At 66.6% G+C, this 23,441-nt stretch carries 23 protein-coding genes; all 23 read right to left on the bottom strand.

Going from position 1 to position 23,441, the window contains the following annotated elements; translation table 11 throughout:
- Positions 1 to 215 precede the first annotated feature (215 nt).
- Complete coding sequence (locus tag H9Q09_RS22775; protein ID WP_187390851.1) at positions 216 to 1,727, bottom strand: flagellar hook-length control protein FliK; 1,512 nt, start codon at positions 1,725 to 1,727, stop codon at positions 216 to 218.
- Complete coding sequence (locus H9Q09_RS09730) at positions 1,724 to 3,109, bottom strand: hypothetical protein (RefSeq protein WP_187390850.1); 1,386 nt, start codon at positions 3,107 to 3,109, stop codon at positions 1,724 to 1,726. The genes H9Q09_RS22775 and H9Q09_RS09730 overlap by 4 nt, the downstream gene beginning before the upstream one ends.
- 11 nt (positions 3,110 to 3,120) lie before the next feature.
- Positions 3,121 to 4,362 carry a MotB family protein gene (locus H9Q09_RS09725; protein WP_187390849.1) on the bottom strand — a complete coding sequence of 414 codons (1,242 nt, stop codon included), beginning with the start codon at positions 4,360 to 4,362 and terminating at the stop codon, positions 3,121 to 3,123.
- Complete coding sequence (locus tag H9Q09_RS09720; protein WP_187390848.1) at positions 4,359 to 5,327, bottom strand: hypothetical protein; 969 nt, start codon at positions 5,325 to 5,327, stop codon at positions 4,359 to 4,361. Before H9Q09_RS09720 ends, H9Q09_RS09725 begins: the two co-directional genes overlap by 4 nt.
- A gap of 3 nt (positions 5,328 to 5,330) precedes the next feature.
- Positions 5,331 to 7,022, bottom strand: a complete 1,692-nt coding sequence (gene fliF, locus H9Q09_RS09715) for a flagellar basal-body MS-ring/collar protein FliF (RefSeq protein WP_187390847.1) — start codon at positions 7,020 to 7,022, stop codon at positions 5,331 to 5,333.
- A gap of 172 nt (positions 7,023 to 7,194) precedes the next feature.
- Positions 7,195 to 7,557: a hypothetical protein gene (locus H9Q09_RS09710; RefSeq protein WP_187390846.1), complete on the bottom strand. Its 363-nt coding sequence runs from the start codon at positions 7,555 to 7,557 to the stop codon at positions 7,195 to 7,197.
- 75 nt (positions 7,558 to 7,632) lie between these two features.
- The gene (locus H9Q09_RS09705; protein ID WP_187390845.1) at positions 7,633 to 8,172 is read right to left on the bottom strand and encodes a chemotaxis protein CheD; all 540 of its coding nucleotides are present in this window, start codon (positions 8,170 to 8,172) and stop codon (positions 7,633 to 7,635) included.
- Entirely contained in the window at positions 8,172 to 8,561 is a 390-nt protein-coding gene (locus H9Q09_RS09700) for a response regulator (RefSeq protein ID WP_009210333.1), read from the bottom strand. The genes H9Q09_RS09705 and H9Q09_RS09700 overlap by 1 nt, the downstream gene beginning before the upstream one ends.
- 110 nt (positions 8,562 to 8,671) lie before the next feature.
- Entirely contained in the window at positions 8,672 to 9,715 is a 1,044-nt protein-coding gene (locus H9Q09_RS09695) for a chemotaxis response regulator protein-glutamate methylesterase (RefSeq protein WP_187390844.1), read from the bottom strand.
- 86 nt (positions 9,716 to 9,801) lie between these two features.
- Entirely contained in the window at positions 9,802 to 10,647 is an 846-nt protein-coding gene (locus tag H9Q09_RS09690) for a protein-glutamate O-methyltransferase (protein ID WP_246716080.1), read from the bottom strand.
- A gap of 185 nt (positions 10,648 to 10,832) precedes the next feature.
- The gene (locus H9Q09_RS09685) at positions 10,833 to 11,327 is read right to left on the bottom strand and encodes a chemotaxis protein CheW (protein WP_009210336.1); all 495 of its coding nucleotides are present in this window, start codon (positions 11,325 to 11,327) and stop codon (positions 10,833 to 10,835) included.
- Between the two features lie 5 nt (positions 11,328 to 11,332).
- Entirely contained in the window at positions 11,333 to 13,630 is a 2,298-nt protein-coding gene (locus H9Q09_RS09680; RefSeq protein ID WP_187390842.1) for a chemotaxis protein CheA, read from the bottom strand.
- 89 nt (positions 13,631 to 13,719) lie between these two features.
- Positions 13,720 to 14,091, bottom strand: coding sequence for a response regulator (locus tag H9Q09_RS09675; protein WP_009210338.1), 372 nt, complete (start codon positions 14,089 to 14,091; stop codon positions 13,720 to 13,722).
- On the bottom strand, positions 14,088 to 14,393 hold the full coding sequence (locus tag H9Q09_RS09670) for an STAS domain-containing protein (protein WP_187390841.1): 306 nt from the start codon (positions 14,391 to 14,393) through the stop codon (positions 14,088 to 14,090). Before H9Q09_RS09670 ends, H9Q09_RS09675 begins: the two co-directional genes overlap by 4 nt.
- Positions 14,393 to 16,324 carry a methyl-accepting chemotaxis protein gene (locus tag H9Q09_RS09665; protein WP_187390840.1) on the bottom strand — a complete coding sequence of 644 codons (1,932 nt, stop codon included), beginning with the start codon at positions 16,322 to 16,324 and terminating at the stop codon, positions 14,393 to 14,395. The genes H9Q09_RS09670 and H9Q09_RS09665 overlap by 1 nt, the downstream gene beginning before the upstream one ends.
- A 389-nt stretch (positions 16,325 to 16,713) precedes the next feature.
- Positions 16,714 to 17,604 (bottom strand): flagellin, encoded by an 891-nt coding sequence (locus tag H9Q09_RS09660; protein WP_187390839.1) that lies wholly within the window; start codon positions 17,602 to 17,604, stop codon positions 16,714 to 16,716.
- Positions 17,605 to 17,918: 314 nt separating this feature from the next.
- The gene (locus tag H9Q09_RS09655; protein ID WP_187390838.1) at positions 17,919 to 18,887 is read right to left on the bottom strand and encodes a flagellin; all 969 of its coding nucleotides are present in this window, start codon (positions 18,885 to 18,887) and stop codon (positions 17,919 to 17,921) included.
- Positions 18,888 to 19,049: 162 nt separating this feature from the next.
- On the bottom strand, positions 19,050 to 19,823 hold the full coding sequence (gene fliP, locus H9Q09_RS09650) for a flagellar type III secretion system pore protein FliP (RefSeq protein ID WP_024350317.1): 774 nt from the start codon (positions 19,821 to 19,823) through the stop codon (positions 19,050 to 19,052).
- Complete coding sequence (locus tag H9Q09_RS09645; RefSeq protein ID WP_024350316.1) at positions 19,820 to 20,341, bottom strand: flagellar basal body-associated FliL family protein; 522 nt, start codon at positions 20,339 to 20,341, stop codon at positions 19,820 to 19,822. The genes fliP and H9Q09_RS09645 overlap by 4 nt, the downstream gene beginning before the upstream one ends.
- Before the next feature lie 116 nt (positions 20,342 to 20,457).
- A complete protein-coding gene (gene flgH / locus H9Q09_RS09640; protein WP_009210349.1) occupies positions 20,458 to 21,162 on the bottom strand; it encodes a flagellar basal body L-ring protein FlgH in 705 nt (234 codons plus the stop codon).
- Positions 21,159 to 21,761, bottom strand: a complete 603-nt coding sequence (locus tag H9Q09_RS09635; RefSeq protein WP_155898448.1) for a MotE family protein — start codon at positions 21,759 to 21,761, stop codon at positions 21,159 to 21,161. Before H9Q09_RS09635 ends, flgH begins: the two co-directional genes overlap by 4 nt.
- Positions 21,761 to 22,945, bottom strand: coding sequence for a flagellar basal body P-ring protein FlgI (gene flgI / locus H9Q09_RS09630; protein WP_246716079.1), 1,185 nt, complete (start codon positions 22,943 to 22,945; stop codon positions 21,761 to 21,763). The genes H9Q09_RS09635 and flgI overlap by 1 nt, the downstream gene beginning before the upstream one ends.
- Positions 22,942 to 23,439 (bottom strand): flagellar basal body P-ring formation chaperone FlgA, encoded by a 498-nt coding sequence (gene flgA / locus H9Q09_RS09625; RefSeq protein WP_024350313.1) that lies wholly within the window; start codon positions 23,437 to 23,439, stop codon positions 22,942 to 22,944. The genes flgI and flgA overlap by 4 nt, the downstream gene beginning before the upstream one ends.
- Positions 23,440 to 23,441: the final 2 nt, after the last annotated feature.

Raw genomic sequence — 23,441 nt, 5'->3', positions numbered from 1 at the left:
TTGTCTGTGAACAGAGAGTTAAACTGACCCCGAACTTGCGCCTATCCTGAAATTTAGTGATCCGTTAACCATGCCGTTCATTTTCGGACTAAGTCACGAATCCGACTCACGAATTTTTTTCGTTAACGAAGTCTTAACGGCCCGATCGCCGCCATGATTGCGCCATGGTCGGCCAAACGCGTCGCCGCGATCTAGTCCAGTCGGACCGTGAGGTCTCAGAGATAAACGGAGGGATCGAGTTCGCGGCGGGGCGCGCCGGTCTCCTCGGCGGGCGTTGACGTCATGGCCTGCTCCGGTCGTCCCCCCCCCTGGCGCGCTGAGCCCTCGCCGCCAGAGCTTGCGGCGCCGTCACGGGCCGCGCCATTCTGCGATTGGCCCGTCGATGCCTGGCCATCGGCCTGACCCTGCGCATTGGCGATGCCGCCGCGCGGCGCGCCGGCGTCACGGACACCGATGCTGATCGCGGCTTCGTCGACCGAGAAACCAGCCTTGGTCAAAAGCTTGTTCAGGCCTTCGGCGTCGTCCTTGATGCGCAGTGCCGTGTCGGCTTCGCTGGCCACGATGTGGACCGCGAGCTTGCCGTCGATCAGACGCATGGTGACGTCGAGCTTGCCCAGCTGCTCGGGCTGAAGCTGGATCTGGATGGTCTTGAGCGCTGCACCGCCGGCCCGCATCTGCACGCGTGCGGCTTCGGCGGTATCACCCGTCGGCAGCGGCGAACCTGTGAGCGAGGTGGTCACGGCGTCGGCGACCTGCCGGCCAATAGTCGACGTCGCACCCGCAGCGGCCATACCGGTCGCCGCGGTTTCGCTCACCTTGACGCTCACGCCGGCCGCGCCGTTCCTGGTGCCGTCACTGTCGGCACGCGGATTGCGATCGAAGGCCGCGCGCTCGCCCCTCGGCTCGCTGCGGCCGCGACGTGTCTCGTTGCCTTCGCCAGCGGCAAAGACGTCGCCGGTTTCACCGTCGACAGCCGATCCGCCCTCGCCGTCCGGCGTCGCGCCGTTGCCGGCGCGCATGTCGACGGATGCCAGCAACTGGCGGATGTTCGTGGTGGCCGCGCCGCCCGGCTTGCCTGCGGCAATGGCTGATGCGCCAGCGGCGGTGGTCGCCGGTTCGAAATCAGTGCGCTGCGAGACGAGGTCGACCCGCGCACGCGCCTGTTCACCGGCGGTCTGCGCCGAGCTGGCACTCGCCGTTTTGTTGGCGCCAAGTGCCTCGCCTGTCGCTGCCGCGATCCGCGAAACGGTCTCGTCAGCATCGTTTGCGGCGAACCGGGCAAGGGGATTGGCAACCTTCTCGTCCTTGCCCATGGCCGTCCTGGCCAGAGCCGCATCAGTCGCGGAGCCCGCCTCGCCATCGGCCGCGTTGGCCATGGTCGCGGCGGTCGCGGTTCCAGAGCGCAGCAGGCGGTCCATGTCGGCGAGGATTGCGGCGAGACCGTTGTCGCGCGGCCGCCCGGCCGGTGCGGCGTCCGCGTCTCGGTCGCTGGCCTGCGTCGTCTCGGCGGCGTCCTCGGAGCCTTCAGCCCTAGTCTCGTCGGTCTCGGCCTCGCGGGTGTCCCTGCTCTCGCTGTCGGAACGCGAGGCCTTAGGAGCCTGCTCGGCATCCTTGACGAAGCTGTCGAAGGCATCGCGCGCCTCAGTGGCGCTTTCCGCGCCACGGCCGGTCGGCGCACGGGTCGCCGGAGCGCGCATTTCGACGGAGGTGCTGACGGATGCGGTCACGGCATGGCTCTCTTCAGGTCGCCGCGAACGGCGTCGAGGAGCGCGGCTCCCCGGGTCAGAACGGCGGATTGCTCGACGGGCGGCTGCGGACCGTAGCGTTCGGCGGGGTCGATATTGGCGGCCATCAGCGGCTTGCGCATCTCGCTGAGCACCTCGTAGGCGGCCTCGTGCAGCTTGCGATCGGCGGGATGGAGCGTGGCAACGTCGATTGCTTCCAGCGCGACACGCGCTTCGACCGGATTGCCCGTCGTCAGCGTGGCGGCGGTCTTGTAGAGCAGCGCGCGCTGGCTGTCGGCGGGAGCGGCATTGCCGTTCTCCAGCGCCTCGGTCGCCATTGCGGCGGCGAGCGGCAGATTGCCGCCGACGAGCGCGCGGCGCGCCACGGCGAGGAAGATCGCCAGCCGCTGGTCGTCCGGGATACGGGCGGTCGCGTTGTCGATCGTGGCGACCGTTGCGTCCTTGGTCTCCGGTGGCCGTGCCGCGTAGACCGCCGAGAAGCGGGCGCGGAAATTGCCGGCATAGGCGGAATCGGCGAAACGGTCGAAATATTGCCGCGCATAGCGATCGGCGGCCTTGTGGGAGCCGATGCCCTCGGCGAGCAGCACGCCCATTCGCAGCGCCGCCTCTTCCAGAAGCGTGCCGGGCGCCGCCAGCATGACCTGCTCCAACCGGTGCAGCGCATCGGCCGGGGCGTCCTTCTGCTGGAGCTGCGCGACCGCCAGGTTCAGCTGGGCCGCAAGGGCGGTGTCCATCTCCGATACGTCGATCGGCACCAGGGCCGCGCGGGCGTCCCGCGCACGGTTTTCGACATAGGCCAGGGCGCCGTCCAGCAGGGCCCGTTCGTCGCCATCGATGGTGGCAGTCGACAGGATGCCGCGCAGGACCGCAGGCGGCCCTCCGCTCAGGACGAACAGGGCTGCGGCGCGCAGGTTGCGCGGGTCGGTCCACACTTCGGGCGGCTGTTCGAGGAAGGTCGGTCCGTAGCGGCGCAGGAGCTGCGCCTGCACGCGGATCGCCGCGCCGTTGCCGCGGGCCACCTGGTCCTGCAGGAACTGCACCGAGCGCACGATCTCGTAGGGCATCGGGGCCCGTTCGCGCGGCCAGGGCCCGGTGCCGTCGCCGTTCTCGTCCTCATGCGCGTCGGCCTCGCCATCCGTCGCGACCTCCGCATGTTCGCTTGCGGCCTCGCCTGCATGGGCCTCGGGTTCGACCGCAGGACCGCCTTCGGAGCGGATCGCATCCTCACCCGCCTGGCGCACCCGCTCGGCGACGCTGGCCGGCTCTGATGCGCTCTCTCCGGCCGCCCATGCCACCGGCAAGGCGGTCGTCAGCATCAGGGCGTAGGCGATCACGCCCAGCCCCAGCCGGCGTTCGGTGGACAAGCAACCCATTCTCATTGCGCCGGCTCGGTCAGCAGGATCTCGATCCGGCGGTTCGCTGCCGCTTCCGGATCGTCGGCAATCTTCGGCGCGCGGTCGGCGACACCCTCGATCGCCTTGACGCGGTCCTCTTCCAAGCCGCCGCGGGCCAGCATGTAGTAGGCCATGTGGGCGCGGGCGGTGGACAGGCGCCAGTTGTCGTACTGGGCGCTGCGGAACGGCCGGGAGTCGGTATGGCCGCGGATGGAGACGTTGCCGGGCTGCTTCGACAGGACGGAGGCAATGCGCTCCATCATGGCGACGACCTGCGGCGTCGGCCGGGCCGATCCGACCTCGAACATGCCCGACATCATGTCGTCGGCGATCGAGATGGTCACGCCGCCTTCGCCTGGCACGACCTCGAAATTGGTCGGCAGGGGCTCGCCCTGGCGGGCAAATTCGGCGGCGATCTCGGCCTTGAGCTCGTCGGCCCGGTCGGCCTGCGCAACGGCTTCGCCATCCGCCGGCTCGGCGTCCGCATCGGCCTCGGCCAGCTCGGCCTCTCCGGCTTCAGGGGTCTCGGCTTCGGCCTCAGCCTTGGCCTCGGAGACCGCCTCGGCCTGCGTCTCCGCATCCACCGGCACCGGCTCGTCCGACATGTCGTTCGGCAGCACCGCGGTCTTGAACTCGCTCGGCGGCGCCTCGTCGATGACGGCCGCGCTTTCGGTGGCGTTCGGGGCGAGCTGCCAGGAGGCGGGATCGAACGGGTCGCGATAGGCGTCGCCGCCATTCAGGCCCGGCAGGCCCGTGCCATCCGGCTTGCCCTGCAATTCGCCCGTGGTCTCGGACGCGCCCTCGGCGGCGATCTCGGCGAGCACCGCATAGGGATCGCGGAACAGCGCTTCTTCCTCGCCGCCTTCCTGGTCGCCGGCCAGCGGCTTGCCGTGGGGATCGCCGTTGGTGTCGGCCTTGCTGATGCCGTTCTCGTTCTCGTCGCGCGAGGCGCCGTCGTCGGACTGCTCGACGCCGCGCGTCGCCGGCGACGCGTCGTTGAGACGGATCGGATTGAAATACTGGGCGACCTGCTTGCGCGTCGCCATGTCGGAGGCCTGGGTCAGCCACATCACCAGGAAGAAGGCCATCATTGCCGTCATGAAGTCGGCGAAGGCGATCTTCCAGACGCCGCCGTGATGGGCTTCCTCGCCGTTGCCGCCGCGGCGGCGCACGATAATGATTTCCTGACGGTCCAGATGCCCCGCCCCGGACTGATCGGTCACGCGAGCGCCTCTTCCAGTGCCGTGCGCCAGCCCATCAGTCGTGTCTCGACGACGGTCTGGTCGCATTCAATTTTCACCTCGACCATGTCGGGGTCGGGTTCACAAACGATGAAGGCCTTGCGCTTGCCGAGCGCCTGTTCCAGCGCTTCGAGCAGATCGGCCGGGCCGGTGACGCGGATGTTCAGGGCCTTGCCGTCGCCGATCAGCATGTGGACCGCGTCGGCCAGTTCCAGAACGGTCTGGCGCCGGCGCGCATCGAGCGCGATCGGCTTCAGGACGCTGGACAGCGAGGCCCGCACGATGGTCTCGATCCGGTCGAGCCGATCGGTCAGGAGCGCGCCCATCTGCTCGCCCTCCTCGCCGGCCCATTCGCCGCGGGCCGCCTCGACAGCAGCGGCCTTCGCCGCTTCCGCCGTTTCGCGCGCCTCGTTCAGTGCCGCCGCGGCCTCGGCCTCGGCTTCCGCCCTGCCCTGCTGGATGCCCGCCTCACGGGCGGCCTCCAGCGGATCGAGCTCGCCCGACGGTGCTGCGGCGAGGTCCGGCAGACCGTCCTCTGCATCCTCGTCGCAGAAGCCATTCATCGCCGCATCGGGATCGAAGTCCGGCGCATCGAAGCCGCCGAGATCCGGCAAACCGCCGGCGGCGCCATCGGCATCGTCGTCATCGAGGTTAAGCGCCGAGGAATCCGGCAGCATGCCGGCCGGTGCCGGGGGCTCGCCATCGTCCTCGCCGGCGAACTGCGCGGCAAAGTCGATATCGGCTGCGCCGGTCTCGGCCTCGTCCTCTTCCTCGATCTCAATCTCGGGGATCGGCGAGGACTTGGTCTGGGCCGCGGGGCGCGCCTGGTTGGCGGCCACGAGCGCCAGCGGTTCGAAGACTGTCGCCTCGCGGGCCGACGCCCCGGGGCGGTCCGGCATGTCGGTATCGGCGTCCAGCTCGGGCAGGTACTGAGCGAGAGAGATCATGGCTTAGGCCGCCTCTTTCTGGTTGAGCCACTGTTTCATGACGGTGGCGGCATGCTCTTCGTTGTGGTCCAGGAGCCGCTCGAGGCGGGCCCTCGGCGAATTGCCCACATTGAAGTTGAGGTCGTCGAGGAAGCCGATCTCGTTGCCGGAGCCGCCGGCCGGATCGGAATCGTAGTTCAGGTTCTCCAGGAGGCTTTCCGACAGGGCGCGGGCATCGTCGTCCAGCTCCGGCATCTCGTCGTCGTCCAGTGCGGCCAGGGTGGTCCCTTCGGCGGCCGGCATGGCGGCGATGGCGCGGACGGCCGGCTTGAGACCGAACCAGATCAGCATGATCGCCACGGCGAGGATGGTGAGAGCGTTGATGAGCGTGCCGGACTGGCGCATGAACATCTCGCCGAGGCTCGGGGCCGGGATCGGCTCGAGGGCGTCGTCGGAGGCGATGAAGTCGACGGCGGTCACCTCGATCTGGTCGCCGCGATCGGCCGAGAAGCCCGACGCCGAAGCGACCAGAGCCTTGATCTCGCCGATCCGCGCGTCGATCTGGGCGTCGGTCGGGTTCTCGCCGATGGCTTCGAGCACGCGCTTGCGGTCGACGACCACGGCCACCGACAGGCGCTCGACTTGGTAGCCGTCGCTGGTCGTGGAGATGGTCTTCTCGTTGATCTCGTAGTTGGTGAGTTCCTCGCGACGCTCGGTCTCTTCCGACGACTGCTCGCCGCCACCGCCGCCCGCCGGGGGCGCGTCGATTTCGCGGACATCCTGCTCGACGCCCACCGGGGTCTCGCTGGCGCGGTTGGCCGACTGGTTGTTCTCGCGGATGGTGCGGGTCGAGCGCTCGACCCGGCTTTCGGGATCGAAGATGCGCTCGCTGATCTGCTTGCGGTCCGTGTCGAGGCGGGCAACGACGCTGGTCTGGAAGTTGCCGATGCCGAGATAGGGCGCGAGCGTGCGGCGGATCGACTGCTCGATGTCCTTGGAGACGACGCTTTCGATGCCGAAGAGCTTGGTGGGCGCGGCCGAAACACCTTCGTCGCCGGACGCCAGCAGCGTGCCGTCGGCATTGAGGATGGTCACCTCTTCCGGCGTCATGGACGGGATCGCCGAGGCGACCAGCGAGCGGATCGCCTGGGCGGACCCGAAATCATTGCCGTTCTCGGTGCGCACGACGACGCTGGCCGAGGGCTTCTGCTGTTCACGGCGGAACGAGCCCTTGTCGGGCAGGACGATGTGGACGCGGGCGGCGCGCACGTTGCGCAGGGTCTGGATGGTGCGGGCGATCTCGCCTTCCAGGGCGCGAACCCGGGTGATCTCCTGCATGAAGGAGGTCAGGCCGATCGAGCCGAGATTGTCGAAGAGCTCGTAGCCGGCGTTCTCGGAACGCGGCAGGCCCTTTTCGGCGAGCAGCATGCGCGCCGGGGCCGTCTGCGAGAAGGGCGTCAGGATGGCGTCGCCCTTGGAATCTACGTCGAAGGGGATGCCCGCTTCGGTCAGGGCCGCGCCGATGCGTGTCACGTCGGTGCGGTCGAGCCCCGAATAGAGCGTCTCCATGTCGGGACGCGACAGGTAGTAGCTGCCCAGTCCGACCAGGGCGACGACGAGCAGTCCGACCAGGCCAAGTGCTCCGAGCCTGCGTGGACCGAGCGCGGTCAGATTCGTCAAAAGCTGCTGAGCTTTTCCGCCAACGGCAAGCGCCATGGATCTCTCTACCCTGCCTTAACTGTAGCTGCGAAGTACGAGCGGACCATGCCGGTCGAAGCTTGCGCGAGACCACGGTTAATGAAGGGTTAACGCGAGAAACCTGTCGGTGAATGCAATCTGGGCGAGTGTCCGGCGCCGTGGAACGGAACGTCGGAGATGTCGGGGCCGGTCAGGACGCCTGGGAGAACAGTTCCATCTCGCCGTCGGAATCGTCCGACATTGCTGCGGCCATGCTGTGCGCGGAGGGGACGAGACGCAGCTTGAGATCGTTCAGGCGCACGGTCTCGAGCGCCGATTTCAGCGCGACTTCGTAGCTCTCCGGCAGTTCGTCCCGGGCCGCTTCGAGGAAGGTGGAGAGATTGCACAGCGTCTGCTGGGTGCGGTCGATGCGCTGCACGGCGCGCACATAGGCGGCGTCCTGCGTCGCGTGGTCCGGGCAGACGAGATCATGCATCGCCTCGGCATCCTTGGCGAGTTCCCGCAGCTCGAGGGAGAGGGTCCTGAAAAGGTCGGACAGGGAACTCATCGACATGGCGCTTCGCTTCGATCGCTAGAATTGAACGAGACAGTGGTTCGAGACGGCTCGCCAGAGTACGTCGCGATCCTTTCAGAAAAGTTCCACGTCGCCGATGGCATCGGGCTTGCGGACGGGACGGGCCACCGGGATCTTCGGCATCGCCGTCGGCGCGAACAGGATCTGCCGGGCCCGGCCGGAATGCGGCCAGTACTCGATGCGGCGTCCCGATTCCCCGCCCAGGCTGCCGCCCAGATAGGTGATCTTCTCCGTGCGCAGGAAGCGCTCGGCGAAGACGGCATTCTTGGAGCCGACATTCGACAGGCGATCGACGGTCTGGGCGCCGCCGAACAGCTTCGCCTCGAGATTCTCGCGACGCGCGCCCTGCTGCAGCAGCCCGTTGATCAGCAGTTCCATCAGATAGAGGCCGAAGCTCTCCGTCCGGCCGCTCTCCGAGTCGCCGGCGCCCGGCAACAGGAAGTGGTTCATGCCGCCGACCCCCGCCACCCGATCGTGGATGCAGGCCGCAACGCAGGAACCCAGCAGGGTCGTCAGGACCGTATCCGGTCCCGTCGCCACCCGGGCTTCGCCTTGCATAACATGGATGCGCTGCATTCCCGACCGGTTCAGCATCACTGAAGACGACCGACCACCGCTTCCATGGTCTTCTTAAGGACGGGGACCGTGATCGGCTTGGCGAGGAAGTTGTTGACGCCGAACTGGGCGGCACGCTGCACCAGCTCGCGGTCGCCCTGCCCCGTCAGGATGATGAAGGGCGTCTTCTTCGTCGGCGCATAGGAGCGTACGGCCTTCAGAAGCTGGATGCCGTCCAGCTTGGGCATGTTGAAATCCGAGATGATGATGTGGCACGGCGCCGTCATCATCGTCTGCAGCGCCTCTTCACCGTCGACGGCAAAGATGATCTGCTTGATTCCAAGTTGTTCCAACGCATCTCGTATCAGCATCCGGCTGGTACGATGATCGTCGACGATGAGAACTCTGATCCGGTCTGCGATGCTCATGGGGTCTATCCTTGTCGGATCCCTATTAAAGGGGAATTTTATGAAGAGATTCTCTCATCCGGATCGAATTTTGCGCTGACTTGAAACAATGTCGGATGAACATCAGTCCGTCAGGCAAATATTTGCCGTGTCACTCTGGCAAGAGGGACTCTCTTCTCCGCGGCGCCGATCTCGTAGGCCACGCGCGGCATGCCGTAGACGAGCGAACTCGCCTCATCCTGCGCCAGGGTGCGCGAGCCACCCTTGCGCATCTCCAGGAGCCCCTGCGCACCGTCGCGGCCCATGCCGGTCAGGATCACGCCGCTGGAGCGGCCCTTGAAGTTCTTGGCGATGGACGCGAACAGGACGTCCACCGAAGGTCGGTGCCCGGAAACCGGATCGTCGGCGACCAGCGAGATGTAAGGCTGCATCGACTTGCGCAGGACCATATGCCGGCCGCCACCGGGGGCCAGATAGATATGGCCCGGCCGCAAAACGTCGCCATCCTTGGCTTCGCTCACATGGGCCGGGCACAGGCGGTCGAGCCGGGCGGCGAAGGAACCGGTGAAGGCGGCAGGCAGATGCTGCACGATCAGCGTCGGCGGACAGTCGGCCGGGAACTCGGCCAGGACCTGGGTCAGCGCCTCGACGCCGCCGGTCGACGACCCGATGCCGATCAGCTCGGGCCCGGTCGGCGAGCAGGTGATCTCGTGCTGCGCTTGCGCCGACGGTGCAGTGCGGGTCGTCGGTGCCGCCACCCTGCCCCGACGCTTGACCAAACGGCCCTTGGCCTGCGCGGCTTCCTTGATCAGGCCCGGCAGGGTCTCGAAGGTATTGCTGCCGGCGCCGGGCTTGGCGATGCAGTCGAAGGCGCCGATCTCCAGCGCTTCGAGGGTCGCCGACGCGCCGGGCGCGGTGAGGTTCGACACCATGATCACCGGCGTCGGCCGCAGCTGCATGATCTTCTGCAGGAAGTCGATGCCGTTCATGTTGGGCATCTCGACGTCGAGCGTCACCACGTCGGGATCGAGCGCCTTCATCTTCTCGCGCGCCTCGAAGGGATTGGCGGCCTCGCCGACCACCTCAATGCCCGGATCGTTGCGCAGCACGTTGCGGATCAGGGCCCGCATGGTCATCGAATCGTCGACGATGAGAACGGTTGCGGGTGCCGTCATCGGTGCTCTGCTCCGTCCGGAATCACGAGGGTCGGATCCAGTGGACGAATCCGCAATCTGGTTCGGGTCGATGCGGTCCATCACGATCAGCCACCAGCCTTGCGATAGGAGGTGTTGGATTCGTAGCTGAGCGTGTTGGACGCCGGTCCGGTGACCCGCTCGGAATGGCCGACATAGAGAAAGCCGTCCGGCAGGATGCGCTCGGCGAAGCGGTTCCACACCTTTTCGCGGGTCGTCTGGTCGAAATAGATGGTCACGTTCCGACAGAAGATCGCGTCGAACATGCCCTTCATCGGCCACTGGCCGATCAGGTTCAGTTCGCGAAAGGCGACGAGATCGCGCATCGTGTCGGCGACCTCGAAGGCCATCTCGTCGGTCGCGCCGCGCTTGCCGCCGGAGGCCCCGTGCACCGGGCGGAACCACCGCCGGCGCAGATCGGCCGGCACGTTCTGCAGGTCGCTCGACAGATAGATACCGGCGCGGCCCGTCGCCACGACGTTCGGGTCGATGTCGGAGGCCAGGATGCGCACGTCGTGATCGGCCGCATCCGGCATCATCGACAGGACGGTCATGGCGATCGAATAGGGTTCATGGCCGTTGGAGCAGCCTGCCGACCAGATGCGCACCCGCCCGCCCAGCTTGGCGCTCGCCAGGAGCGGCGGCAGTAGGTTGTTGCGCAGATGGTCGAAGTGATGCTGCTCGCGGAAGAAATGCGTGACGTTGGTGGTCAGCGAAGCGAGCATCTTCATCCGCTCGTCGGCGCCACCCGCACCGGCGACATGCTCGCAATAGTCGCGGAAACTCTCCATGCCGAGGCTGCGCAGCCGCTTGGACAGCCGCGAATAGACCAGTGTCGCCTTGGAGGGCGACAGATGGATGCCCGCGTCATCGTAGAGAATGCGCGCGATATTGGTGAAATCCGCCTCGGTCATCGGGAACTCGCCCGCCCCGATCGACGCGGAATCGGCCCGCCGCCTGCCTACCGGCTTTTCCTGCTGATATCCGGCCGCCAAACGCCCCACTCCACTTCGGGCACGGGAACCGGGCATCCCATGCCCGGCTCCATCGCACCATTTCTGTCATCTTGTCTGCTGTTGCCTACCGTGCTGCGCCCGGCTCAGGCCGCGTCGCGCAGCTGCGGCAGCACGTTGTCGGTGGCGATCAGGGAGACCATGCGGCCTTCCAGCGCCATGACGCCGCGCACGAACTGCTTGGCGAACTCCGTCGCCATGTCCGGCGGCGGCTGCAGGGCGTCGTCGGTCACCGTCAGTATATCGGAGACCGCGTCCACCAGCAGGCCGAAGAGCTGCTGCTGCGAGCGTGCCACGATGATGACGCTGCGCGCCGTCGGCTGCGTCTTCGGGAAGCCGAGACGGGCCGCCAGGTCGACGATCGGCAGAACCGCGCCGCGCAGGTTGATGACGCCGTTGACGTAGGACGGGGCGTGCGGGATCGGGGTCGCCGGGGTCCAGCCACGGATTTCGCGCACCGACATGATGTCGACGCAGAATTCCTGCTCGCCGATGCGGAAGGCGACGAGCTCGCGGCCATTGCCTTCACCGCGATTGTCGTTCTGGGCGGGCTTGCCGATCTGATTGTGAGAAGTCGTCATCTATCCTACTCCGCGGCCTGTTGCATGGCGTTGCTGGCGAAGGCGATATCGCCCCGCGATGTCGCGACGACGGTATCGACGTCGAGAATGAGGGCGACACGACCGTCGCCGAGAATGGTGGCCGCGGCGATGCCGGGCACGTTGCCGTAATTGGTCTCGAGGCTCTTGATCACGACCTGGCGCTGCCCCTGGATGGCATCGACGAGGAGCGCCGAACGCAGGCCCTTCTCCGCTTCGACCAGGATCGCGACGCCGCCGGTGGCGTCCGTCGGCTGATCGGTGAAGCCGAGCTCCCGCCCGACATCGACCAGCGGCAGGAAGCTGTCGCGCACCTTCACCAGCCGCGCGTCGCCGCCGAAGCTCTTCACCTCTTCGGGCTTGGGCTGCAGCGTCTCGATGATCGCGGTCAGCGGCACGACGACGGTCTGGTCGCCGACCGAGACGATCATGCCGTCGAGGACGGCCAGCGTCAGCGGCAGGCTCATCGTGAAGATCGAGCCCTTGCCGGGTTCGGAGGTGATCGACACGCGGCCGCCGAGGGCCTGGATCGAACGCTTGACGACATCCATGCCGACGCCGCGGCCCGAAAGCTCGGACACCGAGGAGGCGGTCGAGAAGCCCGGCGCGAAGATCAGATTGTCGATCTCCTCGTTGGTCAGGTTCGCATCGGCCGGGACGAGGCCCTTGCTGACGGCGATCTCCTGGACCTTAGGACGGTTGATGCCGGCGCCGTCATCGGTGATCTCGATGACGATGCGGCCGGAGCGGTGCATCGCCGCGACCTTCACCACGCCTTCGGCGGGCTTGCCGGCCGCCAGCCGCACCTCGGGCTTCTCCAGCCCGTGGTCGATGGCGTTGCGCAGCATGTGGGTGAGCGGATCGGCGAGGCGCTCGATGACCGTCTTGTCGACTTCGGTCCACTCGCCTTCCGTGACGAGGCGCACGGTCTTGCCGGAGATCTCGGCGACTTCGCGGGCAAGCCGTGGCAGCCGCTGGAAGACCGACTTCACCGGCTGGGCGCGGATCGCCATGACGCTGTCTTGGATGCCGCGGGTGAGCTGCTCCAGCTCGTCGAGACCGACCGCCAGCTCCGAGGTACGGGCAAGGCCTGCCTGATAGGCGCGCTGGGACAGCATGACCTGATGGATGACCAGCTCACCGACGAGGTCGATCAGCCGGTCGACGCGCTCCAGATCGACACGGATGGTCTGGGCGGCCGCGGTGGTGGCGGTGGCCGGCTTGCCGTCGGATTCGGGAGCCGCCTTGGCCTCGGAAGGCATCGCCTTCGGCACGGCGTTGGCGGCCGGAGCCGGTGCTGCGGCCGGAACGCTCGCCGGCTCGGGCGCAGCGGCCGCTGCCGGAGCGGCGGGCGTCTCGTCCTCGGCGACGGGTTCGACGTCGGGCGCGGCTGCTTCCGGCGCGTCGGCGATCTCCTCAGGAGCCTCCGCCGGCACGTCCCCGCGGATGCGGGCGAGGATCTCGGCCAGATCGGAATCGAAGCCGCCGGCGTCGCCTTCCGGCTTGTCGGCCTCGATCGTCAGGTCGCAATCCCACTCGACGAATTCGAAGATCTCGCGCACGGCCTCTTCGGTCGCGGAGGTGCGCAGCTCGATGTTCCAGGTGAGATAGGCGCTCTCGGGATCGAGATCCTGAAGCTGCGGCAGCTCGCTGGTGTCGCAGGTTACCTCGGCCTCGCCGAGCTTGCAGAGATCGCGCAGGACGACCGCCGCCTCGTTGGCCTTGGAATAGAGACCTTCATGCGGCTTGAAGGAGATCTGGAAAACCGTCTCGCCGTCATCGTCCGCGTCGTCGCCGCCGCCGAGAAGATCGTCGAGATCCACGGCGATCGGGACGAAATCGAGATCGCCCATGCCCTGGTTGTCGTCCTCGCCGGCCGCGTCCTCGGTCTCGACCGCGCCGCCGCCGACCAGTGCCTTGAGTTCGGCGGCCAGGCCGTCATTGCGGGCCGCGTCGGCCACGCCGCCGTCGCGGGCGACGGTGACGAGATCGGCCAGCGCGTCGCCGGAACGCAGCATCACCTTGATGACCGTGTCCGTCGCTTCCAGCCGGTTGGAGCGCAGCTCGTCGAGCGTCGTCTCGAAGATGTGGGCAAAGCGCACCAGATCGTCGAGGCTAAAGGCGCCGGCGCCGCCCTTGATCGAATGGACAGCCCGGAAGACGGCGTTGACCGTATCGGAGTCGGCCTCGCCGTTCTCGATCGCCAGCAGCCCGGCTTCCAGCTCTGCAAGCTGCTCGGCACATTCCTCGAAGAATGTCTGCCGGATTTCGGCCATCGCGTCCATGTCGCTACCTTCTTGTTCCTGCTCGGACTGCTGTCTGCGTCGCGGTCACTGGCCCGCTCGGGCCCGTGACCGCCGACAGGGCGCTCTGCCTAGGCGGCGACGCGGTTGATCGCGTCGACCAGCTTGACCGGGTCGAACGGCTTGACGATCCAGCCGGTCGCGCCCGCGGTGCGGGCCCGCTGTTTCTTCTCGGCGTCGCTCTCGGTGGTCAGCACCAGGATCGGGATGGCGCGGCGCCGGGGATCGACCCGCACTTCCTCGATGAACTGGAAGCCGTCCTTGCGGGGCATGTTGATGTCCGTGATGATGACATCCGGCTCGACTTCCATACCTTCCAGAACCTCGATCCCGTGGGCACCGTCCTCGGCCTGCACGACAATGAAACCTTGCGACGACAGCGTCGCCCGCAGCATCTCGCGCATGGTGCGCGAGTCGTCGATCGTCAGAACTGTCCTGCTCATGCGAGGCTTCCCTTGTCGCTGATGTGCTCGGGCGACAGCCCGAGAAGTTCGAGGCCGCTCAAAAAGGCGTCCGAAGGTGTGTCGAGGTCGAACGGCGTGTCATCGCCCTTCCAGGTCGCGGCTGCCGAGAGCAGGACCTGAACGCACTGGCCGCCGAGCCGGGTGACCTTGGAGGCGTCGACCTTGACCGGTCCGCCGCGCAGGGCCAGGAGCTGTTCCGCCAGTGGCGCGGCTGCCTTGATGTCGAGAACTTCCGGCAGGCCGACGGATGTCGCCTTGCGGGTTGCGGGCTTCCGGGCCATCAGAACTCCTCCCAGCTATCTTCTTGAATCTGCGCGGCGCGGGCGGCGCCGCCCGAACCGGTGGTGCGCATCTGCGTCACGCCGCGGGACGGAGCATGGCGCTGCGGCTGCGCCCGGCCATCGCTGCGGCGGGCGCCGGCATTGCCGGCACTGGTGCTGAACTTGGCCATGGCATGGGCCAGTTCGTCGGTCTCGTTGGCCAGCGTCTGGCTGGCCGCGGTCGCCTCTTCCACCATCGCGGCGTTCTGCTGGGTCACCTTGTCCATCTGGTCGGCGGCGCCCGAGACTTCCCGCAGGCTCGTCGCCTGTTCGCGGGCCGAGGAGGCAATGGTCGAGATGACCTCCGCCATGGCGCTGACTTCGGTGACGATCTCCTCCAGCGACTTGCCCGAGGCCGTGACCAGCTCGACGCCGGTGCCGACCTGCTCGCGGGACGTGGCGATCAGCGTCTTGATCTCCTTGGCCGCTTCCGCCGAGCGCTGGGCGAGGCCCCGCACTTCCTGGGCGACGACCGCAAAGCCCTTGCCCGCCTCGCCGGCCCGTGCCGCCTCGACGCCGGCATTCAGCGCCAGGAGGTTGGTCTGGAAGGCGATCTCGTCGATGACGGAGATGATCGAGTTGATCTTCTCGGAGGACTGCTCGATCTGGCCCATGGCCGCGACCGCCTTGCCGACGACCTCGCCGCCCTTCTGGGCCTTCTCACGGGCACCCGACGCCACCTGCTGCGCCTTGCCGGCGCCCTCGGCAGTCTCGTTGACGGCCTGGGTCACTTCGCCAAGGGCTGCGACGGTTTCCTCGAGGCTCGCCGCCTGCTGTTCGGTGCGGTGGGCGAGATCGTTGGACGCCGTGTTGATCTCGCCGAGACCGGTGCGGATCGAGGCGATGGACGTCACGACATGGCCGATGGCCTCTTCCAGCGAGGTGACGCTGGCATTGAACTTCGCCCGGATCGGCTCGAATTCCTCGGCCACCCTGTCCTGCATGCGCACGGTCAGGTCGCCGGCCGACAGACGCTCGAAGCCCACTTCGACGACCGCGACAAAGGCTCGTAGGTCTTCCGCTTTGGCATTGTCGAGCGCCGCCTGGCGCTTCTTGGCCTCGTCCTGGCTGATGCGGGCGGCCTCGGCCGTTGCGGCGAGTTCGTCCCGCTCGATCGCTGCCTGCTTGAAGGTCTCGACAGCGCCGGCCATCTCGCCGACCTCGTCCTTGCGCTGCGCGCCAGGGACCGTGATGGTCTTGTCGCCATCGGCCAGCTTGCGCATCACGCCGGTCATCTGGACGATCGGAGTGGCGATCCCGCGGGACAGGGCCCAACCGAGACCGGCGGCAACCAGGATCAGCGCGCCCATGCCGGCCAGAAGAGCGCTCTCGGCGGCGACATTGGCAGCGGCTTCGGCGTTGCTGGCCGCGGCGACGCCGGCCGTCGTCGTCTCGCGGACGCCATCGAGAATGGTCTCGATCGGCTCGATGAACTCGTCAGCCTTGCCGGAATTGAAGAGCGCCAGCGCCTGCGGGTAGGTGAGTTCGTTGCCGGCATTGCGGATCACCGGGTCGGCGATCTCGGTCTGCCAAGCCTGCATCGCGGCAGACACCTGCGGCAATTGCGCGGCGATCGGGCTGCCGGCACCGGCGACCTCGCCGAGATATGCGACGTTCTTCTGGAAGGTCGCATAATGCTCCTTCACCCGGCCCGAGAAATAGGCGTCGCGGGTGATCATGAAGCCGCGCAGCGAGTTTTCCTGGCGGGCCAGCGCGAAGCGCGCGTCGATCGCGGCGTTCGACAGCGCGACCTGATTGTTCTTGTCCTCGGCGGCCGTCTCGATCTTGACCATCGACTGGAACAGCAGCGCCCCCATGCAGGCGGCGATCACGACGAGGATCGCGAAGGCTGCTGCGATCTTCGTTGATATCTTGAGATTGGCCATTTGCATGAGCAGGTACGTCCTTGGAAAGCGGCGGCGACGGCTCCGGGCTTGCGGAACGACGCCGAGTGGAAATTAGGGGAGCGATGGTTAACGGATTCTTATCGTCGGCCCATCGAAGCTTGCGTCAGGGATGCGCTGCATCGTCTTTGCAGTCGCCGCCCATCTGGACTGAAATTGCTTTCATTTGTCTTGCGGACCCGGCCCTGAGGTTGGTTCTCGGAAAATAAAAACAGTAAGATTATCTTGCAGTTGCCCCGTGCAAGGTAAGATTGTCGTACAGTTCGTAGGCCGATCTGTTCCACCCCCCTCCCCTCACCGCCGGCCGGAAGCCGGACGCAAAACGGGCCCGGCCTTGCGGCCGGACCCGACCGGTCCCTTCGGACTGTGCGATCCGATTAACGGAAGAGCGACAGCACCGACTGCGAGGACGAGTTGGCGATGGACAGCGCCTGGACGCCGAGCTGCTGCTGCGTCTGCAGCGCCTTCAGCCGGGTCGACTCCTCGGTCATGTCCGCATCCACCAGCGTGCCGACGCCCTTCTCGATGGAGTCGCGCAGAGTCGAGACGAACTCCGACTGGATGTCGACACGGTTCTTGGCAGCGCCGAGGTTCGAGGCAGCGGTCGTCATGTCCTGCAGCGCCTCGTCCACATCCGAGATCATCAGAGAAACCTGAGGGTCCGACGCGCCGACGATCGTGAAGGTGGAGACGACGGTGCCGTTGGTGCGTCCGACATCGAGAATGCCGTTGTTGTTGTCGGCATCGAACAGCTTGGTCTTGGTGGTGTCGACGCCGATGGTGCTGACCGAAACCGAAGCATCGGCGGCACGGTTGAACGAGGACACGATCGTCTTGGTGCCGGCGGTGATACCCGCGCCGATTGACAGCCAGTTCTCGCCCGAGAAGGAGGCCGAAGTCGCGATCGAGGTCAGCTGGCCCTGCAACTCGGTGATTTCCGCCTGGATCTTGGTCTTGTCGACGCCCGGCTCGCGGGCTGCAACGAGCTTCGCCTTGATCTCGTCGACCACGTCGATGGCGGCCTTCATGCCGGTATAGGCGGTGTCCAGCTTGGCCTGGCCGAGGCCGAGCGCGTCCTCGACGGCACCGAGCGCCTTGTTGTCGGAGCGCATGGTGGTGGCGATCGACCAGTAGGCCGCGTTGTCGGACGCCGCGTTGACGCGGTAGCCGGTCGAGATGCGGCTCTGCGTCTCGTTGAGATTGGTGTTGATCATCGACAGGCTCTGGAGAGCCGTCATCGCCGACACATTGGTATTGATCGAGGTCATGATGATGTCCCGTAACGCGGTAAACTGAATAGGGGGACAGTCCGGGTTGGCCGGCATAGCGAGACGGCATCATGCCCTGCGCTCTCGACCTGCAAGGTGGAACGCATCGCTATGAGGACGACTATCGCGGCAGCCTCCTTCCGACTTGTTAACGGTAACGCTCTGTTCCCTTTCATGGTTAACAGAGACTTTCGGGCCCTCTCCCCTCACCCCGGCCTGCGCAGTACGTTAGAACGCAAAAAGCCGCCCCTGAGGACGGCTTCCATTCGTCATGCCGGCGACCCGCGAGAGGCGCCGCCGAAGTCTTGCGCCGATCAGTTCTGGAAGAGCTGCAGGATCGCCTGGCTCGAGGAATTGGCGATCGACAGCGCCTGGACGCCCAGCTGCTGTTGCGTCTGCAGCGCCTTCAGGCGGGTCGATTCTTCCGTCATGTCCGCATCCACCAGTGCGCCGATGCCCGACGAGATCGAGTCGGTGAGATTGGAGACAAAATTCTGCTGCAGCTCGATACGCGACTTGGCGGCACCCAGATTGGCTGCGACGTTGGTCATGTCCTTGAGGATCGCGTCGACGACCTTGATCATCGACGAAATCTGGAGGGTGGTGGTCGCGCCGGTCAGTGCGATCTCGGTGCCGCTCGCGCCCGTGCCCGTCGCGCCGGCATCCAAAAGGACGTAGTCGGCGGCGGTGCCGGCCGGAATGCTGATGCCGTCGGCGTTGTAGTTCTTGGTCAGAACGCCGGTGGTCTCGTTCACCGTTCCGATCAGGGTCATCGCCGAAACGTCAACGGTGATCGTGCCGATCGAGACCGCGCCGGTGGAGTCGCGGTTGAAGGAGGCGACGATGTCCTTGTTGCCGGCGGCCAAAGCAGCGTCATTCTGCAGCCAGTTCTCGCCGGAGAACGAGGCGGAGGACGCGATGCTCTGCAGCTGCTTCTTCAGCTCGCTGATTTCCGACTGGATCTTGGTCTTGTCGACACCCGGCTCGCTGGCCGCGACCAGCTTGGCCTTGATCTCGTCGACCACGTCGATGGCGCTTTCGAGCGCGGTGTAGGCGATGTCGACCTTGGCGGCGCCGAGACCCAGCGAGTCCTCGACTGCCGACAGGGCCTTGTTGTCCGAGCGCATCGTCGTGGCGATCGACCAATAGGCGGCATTGTCCTTGGCTTCGGCGACGCGGTAGCCCGTCGAGATGCGGTTCTGGGTCGCATCCATCGACCGGTTGGTCGCCTGCAGCGTCTGCAAGGCCGCCATGGCCGCGATATTGGTATTGATGCTGGTCATGACACTCTACCCTCGGTGCTAACTTCGCCCGCATTCCGCTAAGGCGACGCACGGAGGCCCGCCTGCGCTCGCCCCCATTGGTCGTAAAGGTAGTTTGTTAACCTTAATGGGGAGTTAAGGCTGACGACGCGGCAGGCGGAACGCGCCCGGAAAATCGCGTCGTCAGAAGAAGGATCGGACCAGGGACCCGACCAGCATGTTCCAGCCGTCGATCAGGATGAAGAACAGGATCTTGAACGGCAGCGAGATGATCGTCGGCGGCAGCATCATCATGCCCATCGACATGGTCAGCGTGGCGACGATCATGTCGATCACCAGGAACGGCAGCACGATGAGGAAGCCGATCTCGAAGCCGCGGCGCAGCTCGGAGATCATGAAGGCCGGGATCAGCTCCCGCAGATCGACGTCGCGCTCGTCGGCGGCGCCCTGCTCTTCCGGCTCGACCCGCTCGCGGCTGGTGGCCGCCGCGATGTCGCCGAACAAGGTCAGGTCTTCCGGCCGCACCTGCGTCAGCATGAAGTCCTTGAACGGCTCGCTGATCCGGTAGAACGCCTCTTCCTCGGTGATCTCGTTGTTCAGCAGCGGCTGCAGGCCGTCGTTCCAGGCCCGGTCGAAGGTCGGCGCCATGACGAAGAAGGTCATGAACAAGGACAGCGAGATCAGGATCAGGTTGGCCGGCGTCGTCTGCAGGCCGAGACCGGTGCGCAGGATCGACAGCGCGATGACGATGCGCGTGAAGGACGTGACCATGACCAGGAGGCCCGGCGCGATCGACAGGATGGTGACGATGCCGAAGAGCTGGACGATGCGGCCGGAGGCGGTCGAGTCGCCGGCCGGCAGGAGGCTGGCGAGATCGGGCAGTCCCGAGGTCTGGGCGGTCTGTGCGAGCGCCGGTCCGGCAAACAGCAGCGCCGCCAGAAAGAGGAGCGTTCTCATTCGGCGATCATCGTCTGGATGAGGTAGTCGACAACGGCGGGCGAGCGCAGCTTGGCGCGCTGGCGCAGATCCTCGCGCAGATGCATCAGGCCGCGGGTGCCCTCGACCTGGGACAATTGCACCGAGCGCAGGAAGGCCAGCGTGTCGGCCTCGATCTGGGCAGCCAGCACCTCGGGATCGGCCGAGCCGTCGTCGCGATAGACCAGGGCCGCCTCGACGCGGAGCCAGGTCTGGGGCGGCGAATAGATGTTGGTGAGGACCGGCTTGAGCGGCATCAGCTTGAGCGGCAGCTTGTCCGCGCTCTCGGCCAGATCGCCGGCCTCGATGTCGACGATCTCGGCGCCGGGCGCCTCGGCCGGCGCCGTCGTGGCCGCTGCGGGTTCCGGCGAAGCGAGCATCATGCCCAGCACCGCGCCGCCGCCGCCGCCCACGAGCGTCAGTATCGCCACTGCGATCGCCGTGGGGATCAGACCCCCTGCCTTTTCGGTCTCTTCGTCCGATGCGCCAATGCTGGCCATGCGCCGAACCCTTCCGCTGTTTCGTCGATGGACGGACCCTCATGGTCCAGCCCTGCCCGACGATCGAGCGTTAGCGGTTCAGCCTGACGCGAGACTTGCCTTGGCGGCAGCGTCCCCTACTGGATGGCGACGGCGTCGTAGATCTGCTGCCCCCAGCCGGGCTGCTGGACGTCGGTTATCCGGCCGCGGCCGCCGTAGGAGATCCGCGCCTCGGCGATCTTGTCGTAGTTGATCGTGTTGTCCGGCAGGATGTCGCGCGGCCGGATGATGCCGGCGATCGACAGCACGCGCACCTCGAAATTGACCCGCACTTCCTGCTGGCCCGAGATGAACAGATTGCCGTTCGGCAGCTTCTGGCCGACGACCGCGGCGACCGACAGGTCGATGTCCTCGGAGCGCTTGATCTTGCCCTTGCCGGTCATGTCGGAGCTGTTGTCCGAGCCGAGCTGGGCGCCCACCGTCGGCAGCGTGTACTGGCCGAGATTGCCGGCCAGATCGAGGCCGGCGGCGATGCCGGACTTGCGCGAGCGTTCGGAGTTGTTGTCGATCGAGGCCTGGTCGCGGATGCGGATCTTGACCGTGACGATGTCACCCTCGCTCAGGGCCCGCGGGTCCTGGTAAAAATCGGCCCGGGCATCGGACCACAGCGAATGCGACGTATGCGGCTTGCTGGCCGGGAAGGACGCCGGCTGGGCGATGATCGGCGGATATTCGTAGAGCCCTGCGCCGACCGGCGAGAGCGACGGCTCGCGCAGCGCGTCGTTGCCGGCCGTCGAACAGCCGGCGAGAGCCGCGACGGCGAGAAGGATCAAAGGCTTCACGTGCGCTTCTCCGCAACCTGCTCGGCGCCCTGGGTGCTGCCGGCCGACGTCTTGGCGACGATGAGCGAGGCGATCTCGGCGGCCACCTTCGGTTCCATCTCGCTGAGGATGTCGCTCGCCAGGCGCGATTTCAGGCGCACCAGCACCGACGCGGCATCGCTGCGCGAGACGATCGCAAGCTGCGACGCGGCGGCGACGGAATCCATGTTGGTGTAGATGTCGACGACGATCTTGGAGGCGTCGTCGAGGAAGCGCTGACGCTCGGCGAGCCAGGCGTTGTAGTCCTCGCGCTTGGCCTGCAATTCGTCGATCTGCTCGGAGACCGCCGCTTCCAGTTCGGTCAGCTGCTTCTGCTCGAGGGCATAGCGCGCATCCTGGGCCTTGTCGGCGATGCTCAGGCAATAGGCCTCGACCTCGGTCGAAGGCTTGGGGGGCGTGATCACCTCCCCCTTCGGCCCGACGACCCGCACTTCCTGCGGCGGCAGTTCGTCCGGCTGCACCGGCTTCTTGGCTTCGACCGCATGGGCGGTACCCGCGGCAAGGGAGACGGTCAGGAACAGGGCGAGGCACCGCCAGCGGGGATGGAAAGCCTGGATCATCATTGCACCACGAGTTCGGCCTGAAGGGCGCCGGCCGTCTTGATCGCCTGCAGGATCGCGATGATCCCGGTCGGCTTGAGTCCGATGCGGTTGAGGCCGCGGACGACTGTTTCGAGATCCGCGCCGCCGACGAAGGCGAAATTGCCGCCATCCTCGCGAGCGTCGATGATGGTCTCCGACGTGACGACCGTCTGGCCGTCCGAGAGCGGGGCCGGCTGCGACACCGACGGCATCTCGCTGATCCGCACCGTCAGATTGCCGTGGGTGACGGCGACGAGGGAGATCTGCACATCCTTGCCGATGATGACGGTGCCGGTGCGCTCGTCGATCACCACGCGTGCCGGCTGGTCCGGTGCGATCCGCAATTCGCCGATCTCGGCGATGAAGCGCGTGCTGGAGACCTCGGACGGGCGCTTGAGATGCACCGTGCGGAAATCCTCCTCGCGGGCCACCGGCTGGCCCCAGCGGCTGCGGGCATAATCGTTGATCACGTCGACGACGCGGATCGAGGTGCGGAAATCGGGATTGCGCAGCTCGATCGCCAGCTTGCCGTCGTCGTTGAAGCCGCCGGGCACCTCGCGCTCGACCAGCGCGCCATTGGGCACGCGGCCGGTGGTCGGCACGCCCTGGGTCAGCTTCTCGCTGTCGCCTTCCGAAGCGAAGCCGCTGACGGCGAGCGACCCCTGCGCAACCGCATAGATCTCGCCATCGGCGCCGTAGAGCGGTGTCATCACCAGCGTGCCGCCCATCAGCGAGGTGGCGTCGCCGAGCGAGGACACGGTCACGTCGATGCGCGAGCCGGTGCCGATGAAGGCCGGCAGTTCGCTGGTCACGGTGACGGCGGCGACGTTCTTGCTGCGCGAATTCTGCGAGCGGATGTTGACGCCCATGCGGTCGAGCATCGACTGCATCGACTGTTCGGTGAAGGGCGAGTTGCGCATGGAATCGCCGGTGCCCTGCAGGCCGATGACGAGACCGTAGCCGACGAGCTGGTTGGGGCGCACGCCGCGGATGTCGACGATATCCTTGATGCGCACGCTGCCGCGGGCACTCGCCGCGTCGCCGATGACCGGCGCCGGCAGCGACGGCACACCGCCGCCCGAGCCCGGATAGTCGGCGGCCAGGCTGCTGTTCACCAATGCGGCGACCAGGCCGGCAACGAGGATCAGATGCTTGCGGATCATCCCGATATCCTGATGCTTCCGTCCGCCGACACGATGCCGGAGACGATGATGCCGCTGTCGGCATTGCGGACGCGTATGGTCTCGCCGGCGCCAGCGGAGCGCAGCGCGGTACCCTGGCCGGTGATGACGAGGCCCGCCTCGCTGTAGACGAGGGTAACGGCGGCTCCGGCGCGCACCAGATCCGGCTCCTTCAGGTCGGACAGGCGGATCGCCTTGCCCGGCAGAAGGGTGCGGCGGGCGACCCGGCCGATCAGGGCGCTGTCATCGACGGCATAGAGCCCGATCTTGTCGTCCTTGACGTAAAAGGCTTTGTGGTTGAGCCCCGGCGCGGTGACGCTCTGGCCGGGATAGATGACCGTGGTCGGCACCGGCAGTTCGAGTTCGGCCGCCAGGGCCCGAACCGGAACCGACAGGATGACGAGGGCCGCGAGCGCCAGCGCCACGGCGTAGAGTACGGCCATGACCCGGCCGGGATCGCGCGTACCGCCGCCCATGA

Source organism: Aurantimonas sp. DM33-3 (assembly GCF_014334315.1).
GTDB lineage: Bacteria > Pseudomonadota > Alphaproteobacteria > Rhizobiales > Rhizobiaceae > Aurantimonas > Aurantimonas coralicida.
The sequence above is the reverse complement of the archived record's forward strand: the minus strand, read 5'-3'. Positions and strand labels throughout refer to the sequence as shown.